Raw genomic sequence first — 17,740 nt, forward strand, 5'->3', positions numbered from 1 at the left:
GTCCGGCAGCAACGCTGCGCAACACCGGCTGATCGGCAGGTACGGAAACGGGCCCCGGTCACAGTGACCGGGGCCCGTTTCCGTAGGTCTGGACGACTGTCAGAAGTCGCCGCCGCCGAAATCCCCGCCGCCGAAATCTCCGCCCCCGAAGCCGCCACCGCCGAAGTCCCCACCGGCGTAGTCGCCGCCGCCGAAGTCCCCACCCTGGTCGCCGCCGCCGAAGTCGCCGCCCTGGTCACCGCCGCCGAAGTCGCCGCCCTGGTCGCCGCCGTCGCCGCCCTGGTCGACACCGTCACCGAAGCCCTCCTGGTAGCCGGCGTCGTAGCCGTACCCCGGGTCGGCGAAGGCTGGCGAGAACAGCGCGTCGGCGATCAGGATGCCGCCGAGCACACCAGCGCCGGCACCCAGCGCCGTCTTCCACCAGGGCGTCGAATACCAACCGGCGGGCACCGGGCGACCCTGATAACGCCCACCGGGGTAGTAGTAGGGCGTTTCCCGGCCGGGTTGTGGCCCGGCCCGGAAGGTCTGCCCCTGCACATCGACCTCGCGCTCCTTGGTGAGCTGCCCCACGCCGCGGGCGGCGGCCAGTGTCGGCACCTCGGGGCCCGGATCGATGCCCAGCGCCGTACGCGCCGCCCGGATGTACGCCAAACCCTCCAGCGCGGTCTCCCGGGCCAGCCCGAACTGGTGCGGCGTGGACGCCTGCTCCAGCTGGGAGCCCGCCGCGTTGTACCGCTCACCGGCGTCGGCCAGCGCCTGTCGTACCGCTGGGTCGTCGCCCTGCAGGTTCATCAACTGGCCGCCGAGGCGCTCGTACCACCGCTGCGCCTCCGCGCGGGCGTCGCCGAGCTCGGTGCGCCGACGGGCACCGGCCTGAGCGCGGACCAGCGCGGCGGCGCCCAGCGCGCCGACCAGCACAACGACGAGGCAGAGCACAAGTTCCATGTCATCGAACGTACCCCCGGGTCGCACGTCGTATCCGTCTGGCAAGCTCCGGTGATGGACGTCTCGACGCTGCTCCTGGTGATCGTGTGCCTCGGCGCCGGCGGGGCGGTGGGCTGGCTCGCGGCCCGGTCCCGGTCGGCCGCCGACATCGCCCGCCTGGATGCCACCCTGGCCGCCACCCGGGAGGGCGAGGGTCGGCTGGAGCAGTCCATGCGGGCGTTGAGCTACGAGGCCACCGCCCAGTCCCAGGAGGCGGTGGCCCGGGCGGTCGCGCCGCTGCACGACACCCTGCGCCGATACGAGCAGCGGGTGGCCGAGCTGGAGCACGACCGCGTCGACGCGTACGCCGAGCTGCGCGAGCAGGTCCGCTCGATGAACGCGGTCTCCGGTGAGCTGCGCACCGAGACCAAGCAGTTGGTGGCGGCGCTGCGCGCACCGCAGGTGCGGGGCCGCTGGGGCGAGCACCAGTTGCGCCGGATCGTCGAGGCTGCCGGCATGCTGGAGCACTGCGACTTCTCCGAGCAGGTCACCGCCGCCACCGACCAGCAGGTCGTCCGACCGGATCTGGTGGTCCGCCTGCACGGTGGTCGCTCCGTGGTGGTGGACGCCAAGGCCCCGTTCGACGCGTACCTGACAGCCATGGAGGCCCGCGACGAGCGCGGCCGGGACACCCACCTCGACGCGCACGCGCGGCACCTGCGCGGGCACGTCGACGCCCTGGCCGCCAAGTCGTACTGGTCGGCGTTCGACAACTCCCCCGAGTTCGTGGTGCTGTTCGTCCCGGCCGACCCCTTCCTCGACGTCGCGCTCCAGCGGGACCCGACGCTGCTGGAGCACGCCTTCACCCGCAACGTGGTGCTCGCCACGCCGGCCACGCTGGTCGCCCTGCTCCGCACTGTCGCCTACTCCTGGCGGCAGGAGGCACTGGCCCGCAACGCGCTCGCGGTGCACACCCTCGCCCGGGAGCTGTACGGCCGGCTCTCCACACTGGGCGACCACGTGGGCAAGCTCGGGTCCTCGCTGGCCGGTGCGGTGACCGCGTACAACAGGGCGGTCGGCTCGCTGGAGGCCCGGGTCCTGGTCAGCGCCCGCAAGCTCGCCGAGTTGGGCGTCTCGGACGACGAGTTGGCGACGCCGGCCCAGGTCGAGTTGACGCCCCGGCAGCCGCAGGCACCCGAGCTGGCCGATCCGGCCGACGAGGTCTCGACCCGTTAGCCATTCATGTGACAGTGCGTATGCCCGCGCATCACGAACTGGTCACAAGGGACTGACCAGTAGTGACAGTGCTTGTCGATACCGCGAAAGATTCTGCTCACCCGAGCGCCCTTCTCTGAAGGGCCCTGTTCTCTGGAGGTAAAGAGAACGTGAGCAGACTCCGAAATATGAGCCGGCGCACCTCAGCCGCGCTCTTCGCGTCGGTCCTGGCGGCGAGCGCCATGACGACCATGGCTGGTGCCGCCACCGCGGCCGCCGCTCCCGCCACCACACCGGACGCTTCCCCGGCCACCGCCGCCGAGACGCTGGGCGCCCACGACGCCAAACTGCTCAGCGAGGCCCGCGCCAAGAAGGCCCCGACCGTCACGTTGATCGTCGCCACCGAGAAGGGTGAGGCGGGGGACGTCGCCGACAGCCTCACCAAGCTCGGCGGCACTGTCAGCCAGCGGCAGGACCGGGTCGGCTTCGTGCTGGCGAAGGTCCCGACCGACCGGGTCCTCAAGGCGGCGCGACTGCCCGGAGTCTCGGCCGTCGACCTGGACGAGGTCATCCAACTGCCGGACCCGGCCCCGGAGCGCACCGCCACCGGCACCGCCGGCGCGCGGCAGGCCGCCGTCGAGGCGCCGGGAGAGAGCACCCCGGCCGACAACCCCTACATGCCGACGAACGAGACCGGCGCTGTGGCGTTCACCGCGGCCCACCCCGAGTGGGACGGCCGGGGCGTCACGATCGGCATCATGGACTCCGGTGTGGACCTTGCCCACCCGGCGCTGCAGCAGACCACCACCGGCGAGCGCAAGATCGTCGACTGGGTCACGGCTACCGATCCGCTGGAGGACGGCTCGTGGCGGCGGATGCAGGCCGAGGTCGCCGGCCCGTCGTTCACCATCGCCGGCGGCACCTGGACGGCACCGGCCGGCACGTACCGGTTCAACCTGTTCAGCGAGTCGGTCACCGCCGCGAGCGACGCCCGGGGTGACGTCAACCGCGACGGCGACACGACCGACACCTGGGGTGTGCTCTTCGACCCGGCCACCAACAACATCCGGGTGGACGCCAACCAGAACCTCAACTTCACCGACGACCCGGTCATGCGGCCGTACAAGGAGAAGTACGACATCGGTTACTTCGGTACCGACAACCCGGCGACCCCGGTCGCCGAACGGCAGCCGTTCGTCGTCGAGTTCCGCAAGAACGTCAACACCACGCCGATCGGGCTGCCGGGCACCTACGACTACGTCAGCATCGGCATCGTCGAAAGCACCCACGGCACCCACGTCGCCGGCATCACCGCCGCCAACGACATGCTCGGCAACGGGGCCTTCGACGGCGCCGCGCCCGGCGCCAAGCTGGTCTCCGCCCGCGCCTGCTCCTGGGGCGGCGGCTGCAGCGCGGCGGCCCTTACCACCGGCATGATCGACCTAATGGCCAACCGTGGCGTCGACATCGTCAACATGTCGATCGGTGGCCTTCCGGGCCTGAACGACGGCAACAACGCGCGGACGAACCTCTACAACGAACTGATCGAGACGTACGGCGTGCAGTTGGTCATCTCGGCCGGCAACTCCGGCCCGGGTCTCAACACCATCGGCGACCCGTCGGTGGCCAGCAACGTGATCAGCGTTGCCGCCAACATCAGCAAGGACACCTGGCTGGCCAACTACGGCTCGGTCGTCAAGAAGAAGAACGCCCTGTTCAACTTCTCCTCCCGTGGCCCGCGCGAGGACGGCGGCTTCAAGCCGAACATCGCCGCCCCCGGCTCGGCCATCTCCACCGCGCCGACCTGGCAGCTCGGCGCCCCGGTCGCCGAGGCCGGATACGCGCTGCCCCCGGGCTACGCGATGCTGAACGGCACCTCGATGGCGTCTCCGCAGACCGCCGGCGCCGGCGCGTTGTTGCTGTCGGCCGCCAAGGCCACCGACCGGGGCGTCAGCCCGGCGGCTCTGCGGCGGGCGCTGTTCAGCTCCGCCAAGCCGATCGCTGACGTGCCGACGTACGCGCAGGGCTACGGCATGGTCAACGTTCCGGGCGCCTGGCAGCTGCTGCGTCAGGGCGTCGAAACCCGGTCGTACGTCTCCGACGCGCCGGTCTGCAGCCCGCTGGCGGAGCAGCTGACCATCTGGAACGGTGTGAAGTTCGTGCCGAACCCGGGTCGGGGCACCGGCGTCTACAACCGCTGCACCTCGTCCGAGGGCGGCCACAAGGTCGGCCAGAGCAAGACGTACCCGGTCAAGCTCACCCGCACCAGCGGCCCGGCCGGCACCATCAAGCACAACATCACGCTCCAGGGCAACGACGGCACCTTCAAGGCACCGAAGACCGTCGCGTTGCCGCTCAACAAGGCCGTCACCATCAGCGTCACCGCCAAGCCGGCCACCGAGGGCGCGCACGGCGCGATCGCGCGGATCGACGACCCGGCCACCAACGTTGTCGACTTCGAGGTGTCCACGGTGGTGGTCGCCTCGAACGACGTGAAGAAGCCCACCTTCTCGTACGCCAACGAGGGCTCGGTCGACCGGAACGGCTTCACGTCGTACTTCGTCACGGTGCCGGAGGGCGCCAAGGCCCTCCAGGTGAACCTCTCCGGGATCGCCACCGGTTCGCAGACCCGGTTCATCGCCATCAACCCGTTGGGTGTGCCGGTGGAGGCCACCACCAGCACCGTCTGCTACACCAACTTCTCCGACGTCAACGTCTGCAAGCCGCAGGAGCGTGACTACCAGAACCCGCTGCCCGGGGTCTGGGAGATCGAGGTGGAGTCGCGGCGGACGTCCCCGGCGCTGAACAACCCGTTCACGCTCCAGGCGCGGGTGCAGGGCCTCACTGTCGAGCCTGCGCTGGTCGAGCTGCCCAGTGTCGAGGCCGGCGAGCCGACCCCGGTGACCTGGAAGGTCACCAACGCCTTCGGTCCGGTCTCGGTCAGCGGCCGCAGTGGCGCGCTGACCGGTGTGCGGACCGAGCGTCCGACCATCACCGAGGGCGGTCCCAACCAGGAGTGGACAGTCGAGATCCCGGCCGGTACGTCGACGTTCACCGCCCGGATCGGCAACCCCGCAAACGCGGGCGCCGACCTGGACCTGTTCGTCTACCGGGGTACCACCGAGGTCGGTCGGGCCGCGGACGGCGACTCGGAGGAGGCGGTCACGCTGACCAACCCGGCCGCCGGCACCTACCGCGTCGTGGTGGAGCCGTACGGGGTTGACGGGCCGGGCACCAGCACCGCCTACGACTACTACGACGCGTTCGCGTCCGCGTCGCTGGGCACGATCACCGCTCCGGCCGTCGCGGTGCCGCTGATGCACGGCGAGTCGGCCACCATCACCGGCACTGTGACCGCGGTGGCCGTTCCGGCCGACGGGCGTCAGCTCTCCGGTGAACTGGCGATCGTCACCAGCGAGGGTGCGATCGTGGGTCGCGGCAACGTGTCCATCGGTGCCGTGAACTGATCCGTCCGTAACGCCAGCGGAAGCCCGTCCCCAGGTCCGGGGGCGGGCTTCCGCGCGTGAGGGGGGCCGAAGGGTCAGGACCGGTGGGCGGCCGTCACGACGAACGGGGTGCCCTGCTGGCAGGTGGTCATCATGCCGGGCTCCACCCGACCGGTGACCTCGACCCGGGCGCCCGGCGTCAGCACCTCACGCGGGCCGCCGAGCAGCAGGTAACCGTCGAGCAGTACGCAGCCGGGCTCCACACCGCCCTGCACGGTGCCGCTCAGTGTGGTGGCCCCGACGCCCGGCGGCGTGCTCGGGCCGCCCGGTTTCGGAGTCTTCAGGCCGGGCGGCACGGACCGGGTGACGGTCTCTGGCGAGGGCGTCGGGTCGGGCGTGGGCTGGCTGGTCACCGGCTGCGCTCCCGTCGGTGTCGGGGTGGGTGTGCCGCCCCCGACACCCTGGCCGCCGCAGGCGCTCAGCGCCACGCAGACGGCCAGCGCGGGGACGGCGAGCCGAAGAGTCCTCATGCCGAATCTGACGTACGCCGACCCGAGTTCGTTCCCGCGCTTCAGCCGCGCGCCGCTGCGGCCTTCATGTCCCGCCTCAGCTCCTGCGGAAGCGAGAACGTGAGCCGCTCATTGGCGGTGGTGATCTCCTCGACGTCGGCGAAGCCGCGGGCGGCGAGGTGGACCAGCACCTCCTGGACCAGGTCGTCCGGGACGCTCGCTCCCGAGGTCAGGCCGACCGTGGTGGCCCCCTCCAGCCAGGCGTCGTCGATCTCGTGCGCGAAGTCGACCAGGTGACCGGCGCGGGCGCCGGAGTCAAGGGCGACCTCGACCAGGCGGACCGAGTTGGAGGAGTTCGTCGAGCCGACCACGATCACCACGTCACAGTCGGCGGCGATCTCCTTGACCACGTGCTGCCGGTTCGAGGTGGCGTAGCAGATGTCGTCGCTGGGCGGGGACTGCAACAGCGGCAGCCGCTGCTTGAGGCGGGCCACCGTCTCCAGCGTCTCGTCGACCGAGAGCGTGGTCTGGGAGAGCCAGACCACCTTCTCCGGATCACGTACGGTGATCTTGTCGGCGCCGTCCGGGCCGTCCACCAGCTGGATGTGCGCGGGAGCCTCACCGGCGGTGCCGATGACCTCCTCGTGCCCCTCGTGGCCGATGAGCAGGATGTCGTAGTCCTCGGCCGCGAAGCGCCGCGCCTCGTGGTGCACCTTGGTGACCAGCGGACAGGTCGCGTCGATCGCCTTGAGCGACCGCGCCTTGGCCTGCTCGTGGACCTCCGGCGCCACACCGTGCGCGGAGAAGACGACTGTGGCGCCCTCCGGCACCTCCTCGTTCTCCTCCACGAAGATCGCGCCCTGGGCTTCCAGGGTCTGCACCACGTGCTTGTTGTGCACGATCTGCTTGCGCACGTAGATCGGGGCGCCGTAGAGCTTCAGCGCCTCCTCCACTGTCTGCACCGCGCGGTCGACACCCGCGCAGTAGCCGCGGGGCTTGGCCAGGAGCACGCGCTTGCCGGTCCGGTGAGTCGCCTGAGCCTCAGTCACCACCCCATCGTACGTGCCACCCCGCAGCGCGGCAGCGGCCCGCAACCCACCCCCCAGCCCTCGGTGATCAAGAGGTTTACGTCAGAAACGCGCCCAGCGCCGACGCAAACCTCTTGATCACCGGGGAGGTCCGTAGGGTGGGCGGGTGAGCGAGGGTGGGCGGGTGGGAAGCGGCGGAAGCGGCGGCGGCGCGAGCAGCGCTGAGGAGCCTTGGCCGGTACGGGTGGTCAGCCAGAAGGTGGGCGCCTGGATCGCCAAGCTGGGCTGGGTGTGGGTGGACGGGCAGGTCGCGCAGATCAGCCGCCGCCCGGGAGCCAGCACTGTCTTCCTCACCCTGCGTGACCCATCGGCCGACCTGAGCCTGACCGTCACCACCAACCGGGACGTCCTGGACTCCGGCGCGCCGGAGCTACGCGAGGGCGCACGTGTGGTGCTGCACGCCAAGCCCGAGTTCTACGCCGCCCGGGGCACGCTGAGCCTGCGGGCCGACGAGATTCGTCAGGTGGGGCTCGGGGAGCTGCTGGCCCGACTGGAGAAGCTCAAGAAGCTGCTCGCCGCCGAAGGGCTCTTCGACCGCGCCCGCAAGCGTCGACTGCCGTTCCTGCCCGGCCGGATCGGCCTCATCACCGGCCGCGCGTCGGCGGCGGAGCGGGACGTGCTGACAAATGCCCGGCGGCGCTGGCCGGCGGTGGAGTTCCGGACTGTCAACGTGGCAGTGCAGGGCCCCTCCGCGGTGCCACAGATCGTCGACGCGCTCAAGGTCCTGGACGCCGACCCGAGCATCGACGTGATCATCATCGCCCGGGGTGGCGGCGGCATCGAGGACCTGCTGCCCTTCTCCGACGAGGCGCTCTGCCGCGCGGTGTTCGGCTGTCGTACGCCGGTGGTCAGCGCGATCGGCCACGAGACGGACGCCCCCCTGATCGACTACGTCGCCGACGTCCGCGCCTCCACTCCGACCGACGCGGCGAAGCGGGTCGTCCCCGACCTCACCGAGGAGGTACGCCTCATCGGTCAGGCCCGGCACCGCCTCGAACGGGCGGTACGCAACCTGGTCGACCGGGAGACGCACCGGCTCGACGGGCTGCGTTCCCGGCCGGTGCTGGCCCGCCCCCAGGTGATGGTGGAGCATCGGGCCACCGAGCTGGCCGCGTTGCGTCAGCGGGCCGGCCGCTGTCTGGAGCACCGGCTCGGGGCCGCCGAGGATGACCTGCGGCACACCCTCGCGCGGCTGCGCGCCCTCTCCCCCGCCGCCACCCTCGACCGGGGGTACGCGATAGTGCAGCGCGCGGACGGCCACGTGGTCCGCGCGGCGGCGGAGGTCGGCAAGGGCGACCCGCTGCGGGTACGACTGGCAGACGGCGAGCTGGCCGCCACCGTCGATGGCTGAGTGGCGACGCGGCGCGGTGGGGAGTGGTGTGCTGAGATGAACGCGATGACTGATGACACGAAGGCCGGGCCGGACGAGCGGCTCAGTTACGAGCAGGCCCGCGCCGAGCTGGCCTCGGTGGTGGAGCGGCTGGAAGCCGGCGGCACGTCCCTGGAGGAGTCGCTGGCGCTCTGGGAGCGCGGCGAGGCGCTGGCGGTGATCTGTCAACGCTGGCTGGACGGTGCGCGGGCGCGGATCGACGCCGCCCGGCAGGAGCCCGCTTCCTGACCGACCGCCGGTGGGGCGGCCGGAGCCGCCCCACCTCGGTACGTCAGTTGAACAGGCTGTACAGCTCGGCCGGCGCCTCGACGACCTGGTCCGCCGGCGGCTTCTGCGCGGCGGTGGCGGCACCGTAGTCCGAGTAGGTCATCTTGACCTCCTGGGCGGCGGTCTGCCCGGCGGCCGGCAACTGCAGCACCAGCTCGCTGAGCCGGCCCTGCGGATCCACCTTCGCGGTGAACGGGACGGTCTTCGCCTGGGTGCCCAGCGCGGCGATCGTGGCCGCGTTCAACGAACCCGCCTCAGCGGCCTTGGTGACGTCGAGGGTCCCGGCGTACGCGCCGGTGCCGGTGCTGCGGACCTCGGTGATGCCCTGGGTGAGCACCGCGCTGCCAGCCGGGTCGACCTTCTCGAAGTCGAAGCCGAGGTTGCGGTTGCCCTTGATCCGGTTCTGGTCCAGGTGCTGGTACTTGCCGAGGTTGAGCTGCTTGATGGCGGGCAGGCTATCGGCGGTGGGGCCGCTCAGCTCCAGCTTGACCCAGCTGTCCGGCTTGAAGTGGATCACGTCGAGCTTCATCGCCAGGTCGGCCGAGGGGCCACCGATCGCGATCTTCATCGCCGCGCTCTGGCTCGGCTGGTGCACCAGCCCCTCCGCCGTCGAGCCGGCGCCGGCCAGGGTGAACCGGAAGTTCCCGTTGCTGATCTCCTTGGTGGAGTCGAGCAGGGCCTGCTTGGCGTCACCCGCCACCGGGGAACCGGACGGGCTCGCCGTGCCGGAGGCGCTCACCGTCGGGGACGGCGTCGATCCGGTGGTGCCGGTTCCGCTGGCGCAGGCGGCCAGTGCGGGCGTGATCAGAGCGGCGGCTACCAGGCCGGCGCCGAGTCGTCGAACAGTCATACGTGTCTCCCAAGGGGGTCACCCGACGACCTGGACGCCGCCGGAAACCGGGCGACGCAGCAGCACCGTCGGCTGCGTCGCGCGACCCGGGCCGAGCAACGCGCCAGGGTCACCCCCTCCTTGTTCCCTGTCGACGCGTCGGACAATCACCCTTCGGGCCTGTTGCCCAGATTCGGCGCCTGCGGGGCCACCCCACCGGGTCCGGTCAGCGCAGCGAGCCGGCCAGTTCGCGGAGTTCGTTGTCCCGGGCGTCGCCGACGACGATCACCGTGCGGGTCGGCTCCAGCAGGACCAGCGCCTGCTGGTTTCCCCGGGCCGTGTAGAGCTGCCAGGTGCGCCCGGCCAGCTCGGTGGGGCCCTGCGGCTGGCCCTGACTGGTCAGCTCGGCGGGGAGCAAACGGTCCGCCGGGACGCTGCTCTGCAGCAGTTGGACGCCCCGCCCCTCCGGTGTCAGGTAGCCGATTCGCAGGTTCGCACCGCCCTCGACGGTCTGGTAGCGGGCGCTGACCGTCTTCCAGTCGGCGTCGAGCCCCTGCGGCTGGCTCACCGGAAAGACGTTCGCCGCACGTGCCTGCTCGAAGGCGGGCGCCGGATCGACCGTGGTGGCCTGGTCGCCGCCGAGGAAGCCCCGGTAGAACGCCAGCAGCAGCGCGATCGGGACGAGCAGCACCAGCAGCGAGATCGCCATGTCCTTCGGCGACCGCTCGGACTTGCCGGACACCGCCGGCGGCGGTGGGGTCGGGTCGGTCGCGGCGGGCTCACCACCGCGGCCGGCGGGGACGTCGGCCGGCGGCTGACCGTCGGGCGGCGTGCGGTCGGCGGGTACGCGGTCGGCTGGCTGTGCGGGTTCCACCCCGCTATCTTCGCAGCCGCCCGACCGGCGGTATCCGGGCCATCACCGCCCCGCGCCGACGCCCGGTCGGCCATCGTGTGAGGATCAGCGACAAAGCCGGCAGTGGGGGCCTCCCCGCCGCCGGTCGTCCCCGCACCGTCGCGAGGAGGAGTAGCCGTCATGACGAACACCAGGACGCGGATCCCACAGGATCTCGACCGAAACCTTGCCCTCGACCTGGTCCGGGTCACCGAGGCCGCGGCGATGGCCGCCGGCCGGTGGGTCGGTCGGGGCGACAAGGAGGGCGGCGACGGGGCCGCTGTCGACGCGATGCGCAAGCTGATCAACTCGATTCAGATGCGCGGTGTGGTGGTGATCGGCGAGGGCGAGAAGGACAACGCCCCGATGCTGTTCAACGGCGAACACGTCGGTGACGGCACGGGCCCGGAGGTGGACGTCGCCGTCGACCCGGTGGACGGCACCACACTGATGAGCAAGGGAATGCCGAACGCGGTGGCGGTGCTCGCCGTCTCCGAGCGGGGTGCGATGTTCGACCCGAGCGCCGTGTTCTACATGGAGAAGCTCGCCGTCGGGCCGGCGTACGCCGACGTGATCGACATCAACGCCGGTGTGGCGGAGAACCTGCGCCGGATCGCCAAGGTCAAGGGCACCGACGTTTCCGAGGTGACGGTCTGCGTGCTGGACCGGAGCCGTCACGACGACCTGGTCGCGCAGATCCGCCGGACCGGGGCGGGGATCCGGTTCATCTCCGACGGCGACATCGCGGGCTCCATCGCGGCGGCCCGGGGCGAGTCGGACGTCGACGTCCTGATGGGCATCGGCGGCACCCCGGAGGGCATCATCTCCGCGTGCGCGCTGAAGTGCATGGGCGGCGCGATGCAGGCCAAGCTGTGGCCGCGCGACGAGCAAGAGCGGGAGAAGGCGATCGCCGCCGGGCACGACCTGGACCGGGTGCTGGGCACCGACGATCTGGTCACCGGCGACAACTGCTTCTTCGTGGCGACCGGGGTCACCTCGGGTGACCTGCTGCGCGGGGTGCGGTACCGGGCGGGCGGCGCGTACACCCAGTCGATCGTGATGCGCTCGAAGAGCGGCACGATCCGGGTGATCGACTCGTACCACCGGTTGGAGAAGTTGGCGCTCTACTCCGCTGTCGACTTCGACGGTCGTCCGCTGGCCGAGCAGGAGTGACAGCCGCCGACACGGCGACCCCGCAGACCCTGTCGGCCGCCCGCCGGATCACCGGCGTCGCGCTGGCGTCGGCCTCCGGGGTCGCTGTGGCGGTGCAGTCGCGCATCAACGGCGAACTCGGGGTACGCCTCGACGACGGCTTCGCCGCCGCTGTCGTCTCGTTCGGCATCGGCCTGCTGGTGCTGCTGGTGCTGGTGCCCGCGACCCCCGGTGGTCGGCGAGGGCTGGTCGCGACGCGGCGGGCCCTGCGGACCGGCACGCTGCGGCCTTGGCAGTGCCTCGGCGGAATGTGCGGAGCCTTCCTGGTGGCCACCCAGGGTCTCACCATCGGCACGTTGGGCGTGGCGGTCTTCACAGTGGCGGTTGTCGCCGGCCAGACCGGCAGCAGCCTCGCCGTGGACCGGGCCGGGATCGGGCCGACCGGCCGGCAGCCGATCACCAGGCAGCGGCTGGCCGGCGCGGTGCTCACAGTGCTGGCGGTCGGCCTGGCGGTCGGCGACCGTCTCGGCGACCCGGGCGCGCTGGCGCTGGCGCTGCTACCGCTGCTCGCCGGGGTGGGCATCGCCTGGCAGCAGGCCGTCAACGGCCGGGTCCGCGCGGCGGCCGACAGCGCGTTGACCGCCACGCTCGTCAACTTCGCCGTCGGCACCGTCACCCTGCTCGTCGCGTTCGCGATCGACATCGCCGTACGCGGCTGGCCCGGCGGCCACCTGCCGACCGAGCCGTGGCTCTACCTGGGCGGCCCGATCGGCATCGTGTTCATCGCGATCGCCGCCGCGATCGTCCGCTTCACCGGTGTGCTGCTGCTCGGCCTGGCCACCATCGCCGGGCAGATCGTGGGCGCCGTCCTGCTGGACCTGGTCCTCCCCACGGCGGCCTCGCACCCGGGTGTGAACACCCTGCTCGGGGCGGCGCTGACAATGGTGGCGGTGCTGGTCGCCGCGCTGGCGCCACCCGCTGGTCGACGTGATGCCCGCGTGTGACGACCGACCGCCGACCCTGTCAGTGACCGCAGCTCCGCCCTCGACGACGAATGTCAGCCGGCGTCGGAGGAGTGCCCGGGGAAGAGGTGGGCGCTCGGGTCGATGGCCACTGCCGCGTTGTTGACCGCTGTCGCCGCCTCACCGAAGCCGGTGGCGATCAGCCGGACCTTGCCCGGGTACTCGGTGATGTCGCCCGCAGCGAAGACTCGGGGCAGGTTGGTGGCCATCGCGCTGTCGACCAGGATGTGCCGGCGGTCCAGCCGTAGCCCCCACTCGGCGAGCGGGCCCAGGTCGGCGGTGAAGCCGAGGGCGGCCACCACGGTGTCCACCGGCAGCGTCTCGGTCGCACCGCCGCGCACTGTCACCTCGGCACCGGTCACCGCGCCGTCCCCGAGCAGCCTGGTGACCTCGGCGTTGACCACCACCCGCACTGGCAGGGAGAGCACCCGGGCGACAGTCGAGGCGTGGGCCCGGAACTTCTCCCGGCGGTGCACCAGGGTCACCGACCGGGCCAGTGGTTGCAGCGCCAGCGCCCAGTCGAACGCGGAGTCGCCGCCACCGACGATCAGCACGTCCCGGTCGGTCAGCTCGGTCGGCTCGGTCACGAAGTAGACGATCCCCGAGCCGGGGGCGCCGTCGGCGCACGGCAACGGCCGAGGGCTGAAGCTGCCGAGCCCGCCGGTGACCACTACCGCGCCGCAGGCGAGCTGCTCGCCACCGGCCAGGCCGAGCACCGGGCGCCCGTCGGCGTACGCGAGCTTCTCCGCCCGGGTGCCGAGCAGGTACTGCGGGCCGAACGGTGCCGCCTGGGCCACCAGGTTGGCCACCAGGTCGCGGCCCTTGACCGCGGGGAAACCGGCGACGTCGAGGATCAGCTTCTCCGGGTACATGGCGGTGACCTGACCGCCTGGCTCGGGCAACGCGTCGATCACCGCCACCGACAGCCCCCGGAACCCGGCGTAGTACGCGGCGAAGAGACCGGCCGGACCGGCCCCGATCACGGCGACATCGACCTCGCGCATGGCGTACCGTCGCTTTCCGCTCACGGATCAACGCGTGCTGATCTCGACCGTAAGCGGGCGGCGACGGTCCGGCAAGCACGTCCCAGAGGCGCGCCGGAGAATCGGCTCAGGGCAGGCTGAGCGTGGAGCCTGAGTAGTCCGGGCCGCCCACGGCGGGTCGCCGCCGACGGAACAGAATCGCCGCCACCACCCCGCCGAGCAGGCCGAACAGGTGCCCCTGCCAGGAGATCCGCTCGTCGGTGGGGAGGATGCCGACCAGTTGCCAGCCGTAGAGCAGACCGACAAGCAGGAAGACCGCGAAGTTCCACCAGCTGCGCTCGACGATGCCCCGGGTGAGCAGGATGCCCAGGTAGCCGAAGATGACACCGCTGGCGCCGACCACCACCGAGTTGGGCGAGCCGGTGAACCACACGCCGAGCCCGCTGACCACGATGATGACCAGGGTCGACCAGAGGAACCGGCGGGCGCCGGCGGCGAGGACGAAGGTGCCCAGCAGGATCAGCGGGATGCTGTTGCTGTAGAGGTGGTCGAAGCCGTGGTGCAGGAACGGGGAGAAGAAGACCCCGTCCAGCCCGTCGATGCGCTGCGGGATGATGCCGGCGGTGGCGTCCAGGCCGAACGCGAGCCCCTGGTCGACGGCCTCGATGAGAAAGAGGAACGGGACCACCGCGCACATGGCGACGAACGCCCGGCCGAGCGCGGCGTAGAACGCCTCGGTGCCGAACCGGTAGGGGTCGCCGCTTGACGGGTGCAGGGTCACTCCACAACTGCTATCAGCAAAAGCGGCCGACCGCCACTCATGTCCCGTCCGGGTACGCGCGAAGGCGGGGCGAGTGGAGAGCCACCTGCCCCGCCTTCGAGAGCCGTCAGTAGTGGTTGTTGTTCTGGAAGTAGGTCCAGGCGCCGCAGGGCGTCTTGTACCTGCCCTTGATGTAGCCCAACCCCCACTTGATCTGCGTGGCCGGGTTGGTCCGCCAGTCGGACGCGACGGAGCCCATCTTGCTGCCCGGCAGAGACTGCGGGATGCCGTACGCACCGGACGAGGAGTTGTTGGCCTTGTGGTTCCAGCCGCTCTCCTTGGTCCAGAGCTTCTCCAGGCAGGGGAACTCGGCGATGCCGAAACCCGCGCTGATCATCAGGGCGCAGCCAGTCTTGCGGTTGCCGCTGTACTCGGCGCAGGACGCCGGGATCGGCCCGTCGTACGGCTTGGCGGGCGCGTTCGCGGCGGCGCGCTCGCGCTTGCGGGACGCGGCGGCGGCCTCGGCCCGGCGGGCCCGCTCGGCGGCCTCCTTGGCGGCCTGCTTCGCCCGCAGTTTGGCCTGGTACTCGGCGGCCCGCTGCTTGGAGAACTGCACCTGGTGGGCGGCCTGCCGCTCGCGCTGGTACGCGAGGTCGGCCCGGTCGACCTCGAGACTGACCTGCTCGGTCAGACCCTGTTGCTGGGTTTCCCGGTCTTCGCCCAGGTAGAAGCCACCGGCAACGCCCACGGAGAGCAGCGCTACAGCAGCCGTACGGGCGCCCAACCGGCTCCACAGCCGACTCACGAAGTGGTCCCTTCGTCGGGAGCAAGGACGTGGCGCGGCGCAGACCACAGGTGGGCCGTCAGCCGTGCCACGAGCGCCCCGACCGGTTGCCGGTCGCGCCGACGCACCGACCTTCACCGATGTCGTCCGTCTCGCGACGAACGATCGCCGACGATTCCGGTGGTGCGTGGACGCTCGTGGGACACGATTGCGCACAGTGAGGCTGATGGGAAACCAACCAGGCCGTTTGTGATCTGCGCCACACAAAAAATGCGGACAAAAGCCCACAAAATACCCGTTAGATTGGGATGTCCTCCAGGAGGTCCGTGACCATCGCGGCGATCGGCGACCGCTCCGAACGGCTGAGGGTGACGTGCGCGAAGAGTGGATGACCCTTGAGCGCTTCGATGACAGCCGTCACCCCGTCGTGCCGGCCGACCCGCAGATTGTCCCGCTGGGCCACGTCGTGGGTGAGCACCACCCGGGAACCCTGCCCGATCCGGGACAGCACGGTCAGCAGCACCCCGCGCTCCAGCGACTGGGCCTCGTCCACGATCACGTAGGCGTCGTGCAGGCTGCGTCCTCTGATGTGGGTCAACGGCAGCACCTCCAGGATGCCCCGCGAGGTGACCTCCTCCAGCACGTTCTCGTGCACCACCGCGCCGAGCGTGTCGAAGACCGCCTGGGCCCACGGCGACATCTTCTCCGACTCCGAGCCCGGCAGGTAGCCCAGCTCCTGGCCACCGACGGCGTACAGCGGGCGGAACACGATCACCTTCTTGTGCCGGCGGCGCTCCATCACCGCCTCCAGCCCGGCGCAGAGCGCCAGTGCCGACTTTCCGGTGCCGGCCCGGCCACCCAGCGAGACGATCCCGATCGACTCGTCCAACAGCAGGTCGAGAGCGATCCGCTGCTCGGCCGAGCGGCCGTGCAGGCCGAACGCCTCCCGGTCGCCCCGGACCAGACGCACCGACTTGTCCGGCAGCACGCGACCGAGCGCGGAGCCGCGCCCGGAGTGCAGCACCAGACCGGTGTGGCAGGGCAGTCCGGCCGCCTCGTCGAGGTCGAGCGTCTCGCCGCCGTACAGCTGGCCGATCTGCTCCTCGCTCAGCTCCATCTCCGACATGCCGGTCCAGGTCGGGTCGCTGGCCTGACCGTGGCGGTACTCGTCGGCACGCAGACCCACCGAGGCGGCCTTGACCCGCAACGGCATGTCCTTGCTGACCAGGGTCACCTCCCGCCCCTCGGCGGCGAGGTTGAGCGCGACGGAGAGGATCCGGGCGTCATTGCTCTCGGTGCGGAAACCGGGCGGCAGGACGCCGTCGTCGGTGTGGTTGAGCTCCACCCGCAGGGTGCCGCCGACGTCGTTGGCGGGCACCGGACGGTCGAGTCGGCCGTGCCGAACCCGCAGGTCGTCGAGCATCCGCAGCGACTGCCGGGCGAACCAGCCCAGCTCCGGATGGTGCCGCTTGCCTTCCAGCTCGGTGATGACCACCAGAGGTAGCACCACTTCGTGCTCCGCGAACCGGTGGAAAGCCGCCGGATCGGAGAGCAGCACCGACGTGTCCAGGACAAAGGCCTGGCCGGCTGGTCGTGGCTCCTTGGGGTCGGCCGGCGCGGCGGCCGCCGAACGGCGGCTCCTGGTGGCTCGGCGGGGCGTGGCAGTCGCGGCCGGGGTCTGGTCGGCACCGGCGATGGTACGGCGAGTCGTCACAGGCCTGCTCCGACGGATGGGCACCCGCCACCCGTGTTCCGCCTCCTCCGGTGCCCGGGGACACGGGGTCGGATGCGGAACCCCATGCGCGAGGTCGCAGATCCGGGCGGACCGGCTGGCTCGGGAGAACCCCGCGCCATGCCTAGACGCTAGCCCCGCCGGACCTTCCCGGCTAGGGGCCGAACGTGGATCTCCCAAGACGCGCTCGTGAACAGGGCTCCGTCGACGTCCGCACCAGCCGAAAGGCATTGTCGCGGACGCGGCGGAACCGGCCGGGATGCATGCCCCCTGCGCGCATCCCGGCCGGGTGGGGCCACCGTCACCGGTCTGACGTGACCCCGACGGTGCGTGTCCGCCGCGGACGACGCACCGCGCCTGTGGCGCCGGTCGGCGGGGCAGTCCCGCCGACCGACCTCAACCGCTACGTCGGACGAGCGTGCCGGTCGGGTGCCGCCCGGTGATCGGGGCGGCCGGCGCGCTGAACGACGAGCCGGTGTACGTGGTGCCGGGGCGCTCGACAGCGCCGGCGGAGCGGACCACGCCCGCTGGTGAGACCGACAGGGCCGAGGCGATCGCCGCCTGGGCGTCCCGACGACGCCGGTTCCAGGCGCCCCGGTCACCGTCGAAGTAGCCCTGCCGATAACCGAAGCGGTAGCCGATGCGGTAGCTGAGCTGCCCGTGCAGCCGACCGGCCGCGTAACTGGTGGCACCGAGCACCAGGACGAGGAACACCGCGAGGAACGGGCTCATCGGGCAGCTCCGGCC

16 protein-coding genes are annotated in these 17,740 nt (G+C 71.3%); 6 read left to right on the forward strand and 10 right to left on the reverse strand.

The features are described from left to right. Nucleotides 1–99: 99 nt before the first annotated feature. The gene (locus NIE111_RS11530) at nucleotides 100–945 is read right to left on the reverse strand and encodes a hypothetical protein (RefSeq protein ID WP_238684411.1); all 846 of its coding nucleotides are present in this window, start codon (nucleotides 943–945) and stop codon (nucleotides 100–102) included. 54 nt (nucleotides 946–999) lie between these two features. Between NIE111_RS11530 and NIE111_RS11535 the strand changes: the two genes are divergently transcribed. Further along, nucleotides 1,000–2,160, forward strand: coding sequence for a DNA recombination protein RmuC (locus NIE111_RS11535; protein ID WP_238684412.1), 1,161 nt, complete (start codon nucleotides 1,000–1,002; stop codon nucleotides 2,158–2,160). A 149-nt stretch (nucleotides 2,161–2,309) separates the two neighbouring features. Beyond that, nucleotides 2,310–5,606, forward strand: a complete 3,297-nt coding sequence (locus tag NIE111_RS11540; RefSeq protein WP_238684413.1) for a S8 family serine peptidase — start codon at nucleotides 2,310–2,312, stop codon at nucleotides 5,604–5,606. Nucleotides 5,607–5,680: 74 nt separating this feature from the next. Here the strand turns inward: NIE111_RS11540 and NIE111_RS11545 are convergent, their stop codons facing one another. Both NIE111_RS11545 and NIE111_RS11550 read right to left on the reverse strand, forming a co-directional pair. Next, entirely contained in the window at nucleotides 5,681–6,115 is a 435-nt protein-coding gene (locus tag NIE111_RS11545; RefSeq protein ID WP_238684414.1) for a hypothetical protein, read from the reverse strand. A gap of 41 nt (nucleotides 6,116–6,156) precedes the next feature. Further along, nucleotides 6,157–7,143 carry a 4-hydroxy-3-methylbut-2-enyl diphosphate reductase gene (locus NIE111_RS11550; protein ID WP_238684415.1) on the reverse strand — a complete coding sequence of 329 codons (987 nt, stop codon included), beginning with the start codon at nucleotides 7,141–7,143 and terminating at the stop codon, nucleotides 6,157–6,159. 145 nt (nucleotides 7,144–7,288) lie between these two features. Between NIE111_RS11550 and xseA the strand changes: the two genes are divergently transcribed. Together xseA and NIE111_RS11560 are read left to right on the forward strand one after the other, a co-directional pair. Next, nucleotides 7,289–8,533 (forward strand): exodeoxyribonuclease VII large subunit, encoded by a 1,245-nt coding sequence (gene xseA / locus NIE111_RS11555; RefSeq protein ID WP_372488312.1) that lies wholly within the window; start codon nucleotides 7,289–7,291, stop codon nucleotides 8,531–8,533. A 45-nt stretch (nucleotides 8,534–8,578) separates the two neighbouring features. After that, a complete protein-coding gene (locus NIE111_RS11560; protein ID WP_030328827.1) occupies nucleotides 8,579–8,800 on the forward strand; it encodes an exodeoxyribonuclease VII small subunit in 222 nt (73 codons plus the stop codon). A 43-nt stretch (nucleotides 8,801–8,843) separates the two neighbouring features. On the opposite strand, the gene NIE111_RS11565 is transcribed toward NIE111_RS11560, so the two are convergent. Then, the gene (locus NIE111_RS11565; RefSeq protein WP_238684416.1) at nucleotides 8,844–9,689 is read right to left on the reverse strand and encodes a hypothetical protein; all 846 of its coding nucleotides are present in this window, start codon (nucleotides 9,687–9,689) and stop codon (nucleotides 8,844–8,846) included. Between the two features lie 205 nt (nucleotides 9,690–9,894). Further along, the gene (locus NIE111_RS11570; protein ID WP_238684417.1) at nucleotides 9,895–10,542 is read right to left on the reverse strand and encodes a DUF4245 domain-containing protein; all 648 of its coding nucleotides are present in this window, start codon (nucleotides 10,540–10,542) and stop codon (nucleotides 9,895–9,897) included. A 159-nt stretch (nucleotides 10,543–10,701) separates the two neighbouring features. On the opposite strand from NIE111_RS11570, the gene glpX reads away from it, so the two are divergent. Both glpX and NIE111_RS11580 read left to right on the forward strand, forming a co-directional pair. Next, on the forward strand, nucleotides 10,702–11,733 hold the full coding sequence (glpX, locus tag NIE111_RS11575) for a class II fructose-bisphosphatase (protein ID WP_091394313.1): 1,032 nt from the start codon (nucleotides 10,702–10,704) through the stop codon (nucleotides 11,731–11,733). Next, the gene (locus NIE111_RS11580) at nucleotides 11,730–12,716 is read left to right on the forward strand and encodes a DMT family transporter (protein WP_238684418.1); all 987 of its coding nucleotides are present in this window, start codon (nucleotides 11,730–11,732) and stop codon (nucleotides 12,714–12,716) included. The genes glpX and NIE111_RS11580 overlap by 4 nt, the downstream gene beginning before the upstream one ends. Nucleotides 12,717–12,769: 53 nt before the next feature. Here the strand turns inward: NIE111_RS11580 and NIE111_RS11585 are convergent, their stop codons facing one another. From NIE111_RS11585 to NIE111_RS11605, 5 genes are all read right to left on the reverse strand, one after another. Continuing rightward, complete coding sequence (locus NIE111_RS11585) at nucleotides 12,770–13,738, reverse strand: NAD(P)/FAD-dependent oxidoreductase (RefSeq protein ID WP_238684475.1); 969 nt, start codon at nucleotides 13,736–13,738, stop codon at nucleotides 12,770–12,772. Nucleotides 13,739–13,844: 106 nt separating this feature from the next. Continuing rightward, the gene (locus tag NIE111_RS11590) at nucleotides 13,845–14,498 is read right to left on the reverse strand and encodes a rhomboid family intramembrane serine protease (RefSeq protein WP_238684419.1); all 654 of its coding nucleotides are present in this window, start codon (nucleotides 14,496–14,498) and stop codon (nucleotides 13,845–13,847) included. Nucleotides 14,499–14,604: 106 nt separating this feature from the next. After that, nucleotides 14,605–15,282: an aggregation-promoting factor C-terminal-like domain-containing protein gene (locus tag NIE111_RS11595; RefSeq protein WP_238684420.1), complete on the reverse strand. Its 678-nt coding sequence runs from the start codon at nucleotides 15,280–15,282 to the stop codon at nucleotides 14,605–14,607. A 277-nt stretch (nucleotides 15,283–15,559) separates the two neighbouring features. After that, nucleotides 15,560–16,975, reverse strand: coding sequence for an RNA 5'-3' helicase PhoH2 (gene phoH2 / locus NIE111_RS11600; RefSeq protein ID WP_238684421.1), 1,416 nt, complete (start codon nucleotides 16,973–16,975; stop codon nucleotides 15,560–15,562). A gap of 414 nt (nucleotides 16,976–17,389) precedes the next feature. Then, a complete protein-coding gene (locus tag NIE111_RS11605) occupies nucleotides 17,390–17,725 on the reverse strand; it encodes a hypothetical protein (RefSeq protein WP_124854368.1) in 336 nt (111 codons plus the stop codon). Nucleotides 17,726–17,740 lie beyond the last annotated feature (15 nt).

This window comes from Micromonospora hortensis (assembly GCF_022230935.1).
Lineage (GTDB): Bacteria > Actinomycetota > Actinomycetes > Mycobacteriales > Micromonosporaceae > Micromonospora > Micromonospora hortensis.

Bases quoted from the DNA above. Each gene is read 5' to 3' on its own strand.
- NIE111_RS11530 (WP_238684411.1), bottom strand. From the start codon at position 945: ATGGAACTTGTGCTCTGCCTCGTCGTTGTGCTGGTCGGCGCGCTGGGC.
- NIE111_RS11535 (WP_238684412.1), top strand. From the start codon at position 1,000: ATGGACGTCTCGACGCTGCTCCTGGTGATCGTGTGCCTCGGCGCCGGC.
- NIE111_RS11545 (WP_238684414.1), bottom strand. From the start codon at position 6,115: ATGAGGACTCTTCGGCTCGCCGTCCCCGCGCTGGCCGTCTGCGTGGCG.
- NIE111_RS11560 (WP_030328827.1), top strand. From the start codon at position 8,579: ATGACTGATGACACGAAGGCCGGGCCGGACGAGCGGCTCAGTTACGAG.
- NIE111_RS11565 (WP_238684416.1), bottom strand. From the start codon at position 9,689: ATGACTGTTCGACGACTCGGCGCCGGCCTGGTAGCCGCCGCTCTGATC.
- glpX (WP_091394313.1), top strand. From the start codon at position 10,702: ATGACGAACACCAGGACGCGGATCCCACAGGATCTCGACCGAAACCTT.
- NIE111_RS11585 (WP_238684475.1), bottom strand. From the start codon at position 13,738: ATGCGCGAGGTCGATGTCGCCGTGATCGGGGCCGGTCCGGCCGGTCTC.
- NIE111_RS11605 (WP_124854368.1), bottom strand. From the start codon at position 17,725: ATGAGCCCGTTCCTCGCGGTGTTCCTCGTCCTGGTGCTCGGTGCCACC.